The organism is Gordonia sp. SGD-V-85 (assembly GCF_001456905.1).
In the GTDB taxonomy this organism is placed as follows: domain Bacteria; phylum Actinomycetota; class Actinomycetes; order Mycobacteriales; family Mycobacteriaceae; genus Gordonia; species Gordonia hongkongensis.
Genome location: NZ_LNQO01000045.1, coordinates 1 through 10,009 on the forward strand (window position 1 = coordinate 1; position 10,009 = coordinate 10,009).

10 protein-coding genes and 4 pseudogenes are annotated in these 10,009 nt (G+C 63.7%); 9 read left to right on the plus strand and 5 right to left on the minus strand.

Annotated features, from left to right (window positions below):
• Both AS181_RS24210 and AS181_RS24215 read left to right on the plus strand, forming a co-directional pair.
• On the plus strand, window positions 1-150 hold a 150-nt coding region (locus AS181_RS24210; protein ID WP_139114277.1), incomplete at its 5' end, for an IS3 family transposase.
• Window positions 151-249: 99 nt separating this feature from the next.
• Window positions 250-1,173 carry an acyl-CoA dehydrogenase family protein gene (locus tag AS181_RS24215; RefSeq protein ID WP_014928945.1) on the plus strand — a complete coding sequence of 308 codons (924 nt, stop codon included), beginning with the start codon at window positions 250-252 and terminating at the stop codon, window positions 1,171-1,173.
• A gap of 67 nt (window positions 1,174-1,240) precedes the next feature.
• Here the strand turns inward: AS181_RS24215 and AS181_RS24220 are convergent.
• Together AS181_RS24220 and AS181_RS25565 are read right to left on the minus strand one after the other, a co-directional pair.
• A pseudogene (locus AS181_RS24220) lies at window positions 1,241-1,483 on the minus strand (MMPL family transporter); the annotation flags it as partial.
• Window positions 1,484-1,487: 4 nt separating this feature from the next.
• Window positions 1,488-1,613, minus strand: a pseudogene (locus AS181_RS25565) (TetR family transcriptional regulator); the annotation flags it as partial.
• A gap of 108 nt (window positions 1,614-1,721) precedes the next feature.
• On the opposite strand from AS181_RS25565, the gene AS181_RS24225 reads away from it, so the two are divergent.
• Window positions 1,722-2,198 carry a PaaI family thioesterase gene (locus AS181_RS24225; protein WP_004020623.1) on the plus strand — a complete coding sequence of 159 codons (477 nt, stop codon included), beginning with the start codon at window positions 1,722-1,724 and terminating at the stop codon, window positions 2,196-2,198.
• 5 nt (window positions 2,199-2,203) lie between these two features.
• Here AS181_RS24225 and AS181_RS24230 read toward each other — a convergent pair whose 3' ends face one another.
• Complete coding sequence (locus AS181_RS24230) at window positions 2,204-3,229, minus strand: helix-turn-helix domain-containing protein (RefSeq protein WP_004020622.1); 1,026 nt, start codon at window positions 3,227-3,229, stop codon at window positions 2,204-2,206.
• A gap of 99 nt (window positions 3,230-3,328) precedes the next feature.
• On the opposite strand from AS181_RS24230, the gene AS181_RS24235 reads away from it, so the two are divergent.
• The 6 genes and pseudogenes from AS181_RS24235 to AS181_RS24260 all read left to right on the plus strand — a co-directional run.
• Window positions 3,329-3,649, plus strand: a complete 321-nt coding sequence (locus AS181_RS24235; RefSeq protein ID WP_004020621.1) for a 2Fe-2S iron-sulfur cluster-binding protein — start codon at window positions 3,329-3,331, stop codon at window positions 3,647-3,649.
• A 26-nt stretch (window positions 3,650-3,675) separates the two neighbouring features.
• Window positions 3,676-5,067: a cytochrome P450 gene (locus AS181_RS24240; RefSeq protein ID WP_004020620.1), complete on the plus strand. Its 1,392-nt coding sequence runs from the start codon at window positions 3,676-3,678 to the stop codon at window positions 5,065-5,067.
• Window positions 5,064-6,263 (plus strand): NAD(P)/FAD-dependent oxidoreductase, encoded by a 1,200-nt coding sequence (locus AS181_RS24245; protein ID WP_014928948.1) that lies wholly within the window; start codon window positions 5,064-5,066, stop codon window positions 6,261-6,263. Before AS181_RS24240 ends, AS181_RS24245 begins: the two co-directional genes overlap by 4 nt.
• A complete protein-coding gene (locus AS181_RS24250) occupies window positions 6,260-6,931 on the plus strand; it encodes a transglutaminase-like domain-containing protein (RefSeq protein ID WP_004020618.1) in 672 nt (223 codons plus the stop codon). Before AS181_RS24245 ends, AS181_RS24250 begins: the two co-directional genes overlap by 4 nt.
• 111 nt (window positions 6,932-7,042) lie before the next feature.
• Window positions 7,043-8,056 (plus strand): BtrH N-terminal domain-containing protein, encoded by a 1,014-nt coding sequence (locus AS181_RS24255; RefSeq protein ID WP_172622077.1) that lies wholly within the window; start codon window positions 7,043-7,045, stop codon window positions 8,054-8,056.
• Between the two features lie 300 nt (window positions 8,057-8,356).
• Window positions 8,357-8,704: pseudogene (locus tag AS181_RS24260) on the plus strand (transposase); the annotation flags it as partial.
• Window positions 8,705-8,846: 142 nt separating this feature from the next.
• On the opposite strand, the pseudogene AS181_RS24265 reads toward AS181_RS24260, so the two are convergent.
• A pseudogene (locus AS181_RS24265) lies at window positions 8,847-9,668 on the minus strand (IS256 family transposase); the annotation flags it as partial.
• A gap of 31 nt (window positions 9,669-9,699) precedes the next feature.
• Window positions 9,700-10,009: integrase core domain-containing protein (locus tag AS181_RS24270; protein WP_231742710.1), on the minus strand; the 310-nt coding region annotated here is incomplete at its 5' end.

Below are 10,009 nucleotides of genomic sequence, written 5' to 3' on the forward strand. Positions count from 1 at the left end.
GCTGAGTACGTCGAATGGTTCAACCACCGCCGCCTGCACGGCGAGATCGGACACGTCCCACCCGTCGAGTACGAGAGCGCCTACTGGTCGACCCACACCGTCACCAGCTACCGTGAGAACCCGGTCCCCGCAAACGCTGGAACCAACTAACCGAGCCTCCAGCAAACCCGGGGCGATTCAGTCTTCGCAGTAATCCGCGAGATTGCCAAGGTCGACGGCTCGCTTGGCCACCTCTACGGATACCACCTCGTGTGTGCAGCCTTCATCGAACTCCTCGGCTCGCCGGAGCAGCGCGACGCCACTTACCGCCGCGTGGCGCAGGGTTCCTGGACGGGGAACGCGTTGAGCGAGAACAACAGTCACATTCTCGACTGGAAGGTGCGTGCAACCCCACGCGACGACGGTGGTTACGTGCTGAACGGGACCAAGCATTTCTGTAGCGGGGCGCTCGGATCCGATCTGCTTCTGGTGTTTGGCGTGGCGCAGGATGATGACTCACCCGAGCGGTCGGGAATTATCACAGCGGTCATACCCACCGACCGAGGGGGAGTGCGTCCCAACAATGACTGGAAAGCCCTGGGGATGCGGCGGACCGACAGCGGTACAACGGACTTCAAAGATGTTCAAGTGCTTCCGCACGAGGTGTTGGGGGCTCCGAACAGCGTGATCACCGACTTTTTCGGCTATAGGCGCGCCAGCCTATTCGGCCCGTTGGTGCAACTGATCTTCTCGCACGTCTACATAGGAATTGCCGCCGAAGCGCTGGACTCCGCTCGCGAATACACGCTGGAGCACGCACGGCCATGGACCCCTGCGGGGGTTTCTGAGGCCACGCAGGATCCATACGTAGTTCGGACCTTTGGAGAGCTTGCGATTAAACTACAAGGCGCTGACGCGGCGGCCCGCGATGCGTCGCACGCGGTGCAGCGGATCTGGGAGAAGGGTGATGCTTTGGCACCCGCCGATCGGGCCTCGCTGATGGTTCAGGTGTCGGGGGTGAAGGTCTTGGCCACCGAGGCGGGTCTGTCTATAGGCAGCCGGATCTTCGAGGTCATCGGGGCGCGTGGGACACACCCGCGTTTGGGGCTGGACCGGTTCTGGCGCAACATCCGGACGCACAGCCTGCATGACCCGGTGGCCTACAAGATTGCCGACGTCGGCCAGTACTTCTAGAACGACCGTGATCCCGTCCCAGGCTTTACATCCTGACAAGTTCGACAACACACATCGGCGATCCCCCCACCAGGTCGCGGGCGGAAGCGACATCGGCGGTGGTGCCACGAAGTTCCTGGACAAGCTCGTCGTAGCGTGCACGCACCGTCGGGGTGAGGCCGCCACGGTTCTCCATGGCGATAAACGCCGTTGTCTTGGCGCCTTTCTCCCCGAACGCCGTGCCCATCCGGTCGAATGACTGAAACGACGGCACTCCCGCAGGGATCGGGTCGACCGACTGCTGCCGCACGACTGTCTCCAGCTGCGGGAACGCTCGTGACCGCCTCGACGGTGACAGCCTCCACTCCCCCGCTGCGCAGCAACACCGCCGTGGCGTCGAGCAGACGGTTCCGGGAACGAACCCGCCGCGGATCGACGTCGTCGAGGCCATTGATGCTCACCGCCACCAGGTCTCCTCACGCTGTTGGTCCAGCGTGGATGTGGCATTCTACCAACGATACCGTTGGTAGTGGTCTGCTACCGGCACGAGCATCGATTCGAGGACTGTGATGTCAGCACCCACCAAACTGCCCGCACACTCCCCATCGTGCATGGGCTGCGGGCCGGAGAATGCCAGCGGCCTGCAGCTCGAGGTGTACCGCGACGGCGACCGCGTTTTTGCCGATCACTCTTTCACCACCAAGCATTCCGGTGGACCAGGTTTGGCGCACGGAGGCGCTATCTCGGCCGCGTGCGACGACATCATGGGATTCACGCTGTGGATCGCCGGCACCCCGGCCGTCACGCGCACGTTGACCGTCAAGTACCGCCGACCGGTACCCCTCCACGTACCAGTACGTCTTACGGCGTGCATCGACGAGGACGCCGATCACATCCTGCACATCGGGGCGAGCGGGACTGTGGACGGCGAGACCTACTTTTCCGCCACCGGCGAGTTCGTGAAAGTCGATCTCATGCACTTCGCGCGCTACGCCGACACCTCCACGGTAGACAGCTTTTTCGTCAATCTTCTTCGCGCGGACTGACCTGCTCAGATGCCCGGCGCTGCCTGCCGATTCGCCGGTGCGCGGCGAAACCGCGTCGGGGAGCATCCGACCCACCGTGTGAACGCATGAGAGAAGCTGGCGGCGTCGGAGTACCCCAGTTCTGCGGCTATCTCGCCGACACCGATGCCCGGATCCAGCAGTCGCGCGGTGGCCCGTTCTTGGACGAACTGCTGCCGCAGGCGACGCAGGGTGGTGCCCTCGGCGTTCAGGCGTCGCTTGAGTGTGCTCACCGATATCGACAGCTCCGCCGCGATACGAGCACCGTCAGCGCGGGCAGGGTCGGCATCGAACTGTGCGCGGACCAGCTGCGTGTAGGAACTGGGCCTACGCTGTTCGTAGACGCGTCGAAGCTCGGCAATACCGATCCGGTAGGCCACGGGGTCGGAGAAACGGCACACGTCGTAGAGCACGGCAGCCGGTATGTGCACGAACGCCGCGGGCGCGTTGAAAACGATCCGATGGCCGATCTCACCCACGGCGATCAGGTCTGCCGGCGCCTGGCATGTCAGATGAAGCTCCACGGAGGGGACGGCACCGGCGAGCATGTCCACCAACCGCAGGACAGCCAGACCACCGTAGGTGACGGCGAAACAATCGGTGCCGGCGCTGTCGGTGCGCCCGGCCAGAGCGATCGTCAGTCCAGAATCTCCGTGCTGGAACTCGGTGCTCAGCGCGGTCGATATCAGGGGCAAGAACTGAAGCAGTTGAACAACTTCGACGACGGAACCCGCACTGACCAGCGGCAAACTGATGGGGCCGAACGAGGTGAGCTGAGCGTGCTCGGCGAACGCTACGCCCAACCGGAATCCCTGCTGGGAATCCATCGCCGGATACACCTCGTGAAACCACCGGACAGGCACTTGGCCCTGTCGCGCAATGACGACCGCGAGATCGACGCCCTCGCGGGCCATGATGCGTTCGAACGCTCGGGTCTCCGCCGCGCCCAAGGCGCCGCTGTCGAGGAGCTGGGCGAACGCCAGCGGCGGCATCCCCGACTCGACAAGGCTCATATGAGCCAAGTTAACAAGACATCGCGACGTCCGAACCTGGATCGACCACATTCGCCGCGCGCACACTCATCTCTACGACCCAGGAACAAGGAGGTGGCCATGGCCACGATCACCTACGTGACCCACGACGGCGAGGACTACCCCGCGCCGGTGATGCCCGGCAGGTCACTGATGCAGACCGCGGTCGACCAGGCGATACCGGGCATTGATGGCGACTGTGGCGGTGAGGCGGCATGCGGAACCTGCCACGTCGTCGTCGACAGCGCGTGGATCGACACCGTCGGCCACAGCACAGACGTCGAAGAAGGCATGTTGAGCATGCACCCCGAGCGTGAGGCCAACTCGCGGCTGTCGTGTCAGATGACCGCGCGCGAAGAGTGGGACGGGTTGACCGTTCACCTCCCCGAGTTCCAGTTGTGAAGTGAGAGAATGAGAGCGACTTTCAGATGAGCATTACCACCGCGATCGCCGAGAAGGCGCAGTCCATGATCCCGATCGATCTGCAGATCCGTGGCGCTCACGTCTATGACAAGACCCGCCGGATCGTCACCCGAACCGACGGCAAGAAAATCTTCACCGAGACCCCCATCCCGCCGGTCGAGGACGTCGAACTCACTGACATCGATCTGAGCAACCCATTTCTCTACCGACAGGGCATGTGGCGGTCCTACTTCGAGCGTGTGCGCAATGAGGCGCCCGTTCACTTCCAGCCCCGCAGTCCCTTCGGGCCGTTCTGGTCGGTCACTCGACATGCCGACATCATCGCTGTCGACAAAAACCATGAAGCGTTCTCCGCCGAACCGTTCATCATCATCGGTCGGCCCCCGCGTTTCATGGATATCGCGATGTTCATCGCCATGGACCCGCCGCGGCACGACAAGCAGCGCGCCGCCGTCCAGGGAGTCGTCGCACCGAAGAACCTGCGCGAGATGGAGGGCCTCATCCGGTCTCGCGTCCGGGAAGTCGTCGAGGAGCTACCGCTCGACGAACCGTTCGACTGGGTCCAGACCGTGTCGGTCGAACTGACCGCGCGGATGCTCGCGACATTGCTCGACTACCCCTACGAGCAGCGCCACAAACTCGTCCAGTGGTCGGATTTGGCCACGTCGATGGAGCAGGCCAACGGCGGACCATCGGACAACGACAAAGTTTTCCGCGAGATGGTCGCGATGGCACAGGGCTTGAGTGCGCTGTGGCGAGACAAGGCCGCGCGGACCGCGGCAGGCGAGGAGACCGGATTCGACCTCATCACCATGCTGCAGAGCAACGAGGACACCAAGAACCTTCTCGACAATAGCCCGATGGAGTTCCTCGGGAACCTCGTGCTGCTGATCGTCGGCGGCAACGACACCACCCGCAACTCGATGAGCGGCGGAGTGCTGGCTCTCAACGAGTTTCCCGAGCAGTTCGAGAAACTCAAAGCCAATCCGGATCTGATTCCCAATGCGGTGTCGGAGATTATCCGGTGGCAAACCCCGCTGGCATACATGCGTCGGGTCGCCAAGAAGGACGTGATGCTCAACGGTCAGTTCATCCGCGCAGGTGACAAAGTCGTCATGTGGTATGCCTCCGGCAACCGCGACGAGCGAGTGTTCGACCGCCCGGACGAGCTCATCATCGATCGGTCCAACGCTCGCAACCACATCGCGTTCGGTTTCGGTGTGCACCGTTGCATGGGAAACCGTTTGGCCGAATTGCAGTTGCGCATTCTCTGGGAAGAACTTCTCGAGCGCTTCGACGACATCGAGGTGGTCGGTGATCCGGAGTACGTGCAGTCCAACTTCGTTCGTGGGATCAGCAAGATGATGGTCCGTCTGACTCCCAAGCCGGAGACGTGAGTACTGATCGGGTCGTGATCGTCGGCGCAAGCCACGCGGGCGCACAGCTGGCGGCCAATTTGCGCAAGGAGAAGTGGGCTGGGGCCATCCTGCTGATCGGCGACGAGGGCCGCCTGCCGTATCAGCGGCCGCCGCTGTCCAAGGCATACCTGGCTGGCGATTGCCATCTCGACGATGTCGCGATTCGGAGCCGCCAGTTCTACGACAAGCAACGGATCGAGCTCGTCGACGGGACCGTGACCTCGATCGACCGTGCCGAACGAACCGTCACTCTTGGCAACAACGACGCGGTGTCCTACTCGAAGTTGGCCCTGTGCACCGGCGCTCGAGCTCGCGCACTGCCGGTCCCCGGCGCCGACCTGCCGGGCGTGCACTATCTGCGCACCGCCACCGATGTCGAGGCCATCCGCGCCGCCGCGGTCCCGGGTTCGCGGGTCGTCATTGTCGGCGGCGGGTACATCGGCCTGGAGACAGCGGCCTCGCTTCGAACCCTGGGTGTCGAGGTCACCGTCCTGGAGGCGGCAGGACGCGTACTCGAACGTGTCACGGCGCCCGTCGTGTCGGAATTCTTCGATCGAATTCACCGCGAGAAGGGTGTCGAGGTACGGACCGACGCAATGGTCGAAGGGTTCCGCGGCGACGAACGAGTCGACGGCGTTGTCCTGTCCGGGGGGGAGACGCTGGCCGCTGACCTGGTCATCGTCGGCGTCGGCGTCATTCCGAACACGGAGCTCGCAGCAGCTGCGGGCATCGACGTCGAAAACGGCATCCTCGTCGACGACCGCGCTCGTACCAGCGATCCTGACATCGTCGCAGCCGGCGACTGCGCCAACCACCGAATCGAGCGGTACGGGCGACGTGTTCGTCTCGAGTGCGTGTCCGCAACAACCGAGCACGCCAAGATCGCGGCGGCCACAATCTGCGACAACACAACCGGTCGCGCCGCACTGCCATGGTTCTGGTCCGACCAATACGACCTCAAACTCCAGATCGCCGGGCTCAACACCGGATACGACGAGGTGCTGGTCAGCGGCAACCCCGCCCATGGCCGCGACTTCACCTGCTACTACTTAACCGCCGGAGAACTGATTGCAGCTGACTGCGTCAACAGACCCGCTGACTTCGTGACCGCCAAGCGCGCCATTGCACAACGAGCGCCGATCGTCAGGTCCGAATTGATCGGAGCGGCCCCATGACCACATCACCGACAAATGCGGTCAGCCCGGCGGCGCTGACGGGTTCACGCTTCCTCGACATCGAGCACGCCACCGTCGCAACCTTCACACGCGAAGCCGTCGGCAACGCGACCACCGACAAAGACAAAGCCGGCCGCCTGTTCACCGCGGTGCGCGACGCCATCCGCTACGACCCGTACACCGTCTCCAACGACCCAGAGCACTACCGGGCCAGCCATGTAATCGAATCCGGGCGTGGATACTGCGTCCCCAAGGCCGTCGTGCTTACCGCCGCATTCCGCGCCGCCGGGATCCCAGCGCGGCTAGGCTTCGCCGACGTCCGTAATCACCTCCAAACGGGCGCCCTACGTGAGCTGATGGGAACCGACGTCTTCGTCTATCACGGGTACAGCCACGTCTACATAGACGGACGGTGGCTCAAGGCGACACCCGCGTTCAACTCGGAACTGTGCGCGCGGTTCGGAGTCGCCCCGATCGACTTCACCGGCGACAGCGACGCGTTGCTCCACGCTCACTCCGCGGACGGCTCAACACACATGGAGTACGTCCGCGAAAGAGGTGTGTACAACGACCTGCCTCTCGACAACATCCTGGTGGCTCTCAAAGAGGCCTATGGCCCTCTTATACTCACGCAGCGTGCGACGTCACTAGATGCATTCCACGCCTAACCCGGTCTGCCTCAGTCGTCGGCCCGGCAATCGACAATTTTCGTACCGCCTCAACACAGGAGGATCGTGTCAGTGTCCGGCCCCTCGATGATCGACCCCTACCCGCACCGAATGGGTGGCCACTGTGGGTCCGGTGCGATGCGAGACCTCATGGAGTGGACCGGGCTCGGTTACGACGGCCCACCCGACGAGGGCCTCGTCTTTGCCCTCGGCGGAGCCCTCTCCCTCACCTACATTCGATCAAAAGCGCTGATGCCACCCGTGTACTTAGTCGGACGAGGACCTGATTTTGAGATCGACCTCCCCCGCCGTCTGGGCGGCACCGTCGAGGTGCTTGCCACAGACGACCCGGCCGAGGGTTGGGAGAACCTTCGTGGCGAGATCGATCAGGGACGCCCTGCACTGGTCTGGGCGGAGATCGCAGAACTCCCCTACCTGCGGGTCCAGTTGCGCATGAGCCGCCACGACATCGTTGTAGTCGGCTACGACGAGACGCAAGGCGTCGCGTACATCGCCGACAACGATCGCGAAGACCTTCAACGCGTCCCACTGGACGCACTCGCACGCGCGCGCCGCTCGACCTCCTTCCCGGAGCCAACCCGACACACGCTGTTTCGTATCAATTGGCCACAGACGCCACCTTCGATTCTCGAGGTGGCCGCACAGGCATTCGCACAATCCGCAGCGAGCCTGAGCACCCCAGGCGCATCGACGATCGCCGGGCCCGCAGAACACGGGTCACACGGCCTCGACGCTGCCAGCGCGCTCGCATCCGACGTCTGCAGCTGGGGAGCCCTGTCGACCGACGACCTCGAGATGCATTTATTCAGCCTCGGCGCCTTCATCGAGAAAGCGGGGACCGGCGGCGGCCTGTTCCGCCGACTGCTGGCACAGGGCTGCGACGAAATCGCGCGCCTCACCGGCGATCACGCCACCGCCATCCTTGCAGCCAACGCCCACCATGCGGCGACATCCTGGACTGCAGTCGCACGCGCAGCAGTACAGAAGGATCACGCCTCATCCGAGCGGCTCCGATCCGTCACAACCCTCGCGGCGGCTCTACCCGAGGCGGAAACGACCCTGGAGGCGTCACTACGAAAGGCCGCAGCATCCTTGTCAGGCTAACCGGCCTGTCGCGGCAAGTCCGCGAGGAGGACGCTAAGCAGGGCCGCCGCGTTCACACAAACGCACGCAGGAGCATTACCATCAGCAGGACGCCGGTTCCCGCTGACCCGGGTCCTGTGACATCGACAGGAGGCAACCGGGAAGCCTGCAGTTCTTCTCGCAGCGTCACGTATCCTGGCCTTCGACCACGCCACCGTGCAGGCGTCCACCCGTGATGCTACCGGCGACGCGGACAACGATCGAGACATGGCGCGGAGCCACTTTGCCGCGGTGCGAAACCAGATCCGCTACGACCCCTACACAGCAGCCCGCATCCTCCTCGAAGTCGGCGACGGTTCAGCATTCGCCACCGCAGGCCACCTGGCCGCCTACGCCGGCATCGCACCAGTCACCCACCGATCCGGCACCTCCATCCGTGGCGAGCACCCCGCCCGATTCGGAAACCGCAAACTCAAACGAGCCTTCTTCCTCTCCGCGTTCGCCGCACTGCACGACCCCACCAGCCGCGCCTACTACGACCGCAAACGCGCCGAAGGAAAGAAACACAACGCCGCCCTCATCTGCCTGGCACGCCGACGATGCGACGTCCTCTACGCGATGCTCAAGCACAGCGAGCCCTACCGAACCCCAATCGCTTCAGCTGCTTGACAAACCCATAGGGACACCCCCCGTTCTGGACGACCCCCACCCAGCGTCTCACGCACGCTCACCACGAGCTCGGCGGGAATCGGGCCCCGACGGGTCTGTCCGATATTCGGTGTAAGCGGCGGTTTTCCGATTGCTCGGCGGGTCAGCGTTCTTCGGCTGCGGGCATACGATCGGCGAACGTGATGGCCGGGGCGTTGAGCGCTGGCTTCCAGCGTACGGCCCACTTCGTCTGACCGGTACCCTTCGGGTCCAGCGACCGGGTGACCAGGTAGAGCGTTTTGAGTGCGGACTGCTCGTTCGGGAAGTGTCCTCGAGCGCGCACCGCACGCCGGTAGCGGGCGTTGAGACTTTCGATCGCGTTGGTGGAGCACAACACTCGCCGTATCTCGACGTCGTAGTCAAGGAACGGGATGAACTCCTCCCACGCGCTCTCCCACAGGGTCACGATCGCCGGGTACGGCGTGCCCCATTTCTCGGCGAATTCCTCCCACCGCGCCCGGGCGTCAGCGGCGGTCGGCGCGGTGTAGATCGGTTTGAGATCGGCGCTGATCGTGTCCCAATACTTGCGGGAGGCGTACTTGAAGGTGTTGCGGATCAGATGGATGATGCACGTCTGTACCGTGGCCAACGGGAACGCGGCAGATACACTGTCGGGCAACCCTTTCAATCCGTCACACACAACGAAGAAGATGTCGCGGACACCCCTGTTCTTGAGGTCGGTGAGCACCGCCAGCCAGAACCTGGCCGACTCGCCGTCGCCGTCGCCGGCCCACATGCCGAGGATGTCTTTGTGCCCGTCGAGATCCACCCCGATCGCGGCGTAGATGGGCCGGTTACGCACCTGCCCATCCCGGATCTTGACCATGATCGCGTCGATGAACACCGCCGCGTACACTTTCTCCAGCGGGCGTGCCCACCACGACACCATCTCTTCGATGACCCGATCCGTGATTCGGGAGACGGTGTGAATCGCCCCGGGTTTGCTGGAGGCTCGGTTAGTTGGTTCCAGCGTTTGCGGGGACCGGGTTCTCACGGTAGCTGGTGACGGTGTGGGTCGACCAGTAGGCGCTCTCGTACTCGACGGGTGGGACGTGTCCGATCTCGCCGTGCAGGCGGCGGTGGTTGAACCATTCGACGTACTCAGCGACGGCGATCTCGACCTCGCCCACACCTGCCCAGCCGCCTCGCGGGCGCATCACGGGGTTACGGATGCATTCGGCTTTGAACAGCGAGTTGAACGCCTCAGCCATCGCGTTGTCGTATGAATCCCCTTTGGAGCCAACAGATGTCACCGCTTCGGCTTCG

Coding starts and splice junctions, on each gene's coding strand:
- AS181_RS24225 (WP_004020623.1), top strand. CDS start 1,722: ATGTCAGCACCCACCAAACTGCCCGCACACTCCCCATCGTGCATGGGC.
- AS181_RS24240 (WP_004020620.1), top strand. CDS start 3,676: ATGAGCATTACCACCGCGATCGCCGAGAAGGCGCAGTCCATGATCCCG.
- AS181_RS24235 (WP_004020621.1), top strand. CDS start 3,329: ATGGCCACGATCACCTACGTGACCCACGACGGCGAGGACTACCCCGCG.
- AS181_RS24230 (WP_004020622.1), bottom strand. CDS start 3,229: ATGAGCCTTGTCGAGTCGGGGATGCCGCCGCTGGCGTTCGCCCAGCTC.
- AS181_RS24250 (WP_004020618.1), top strand. CDS start 6,260: ATGACCACATCACCGACAAATGCGGTCAGCCCGGCGGCGCTGACGGGT.
- AS181_RS24255 (WP_172622077.1), top strand. CDS start 7,043: ATGGGTGGCCACTGTGGGTCCGGTGCGATGCGAGACCTCATGGAGTGG.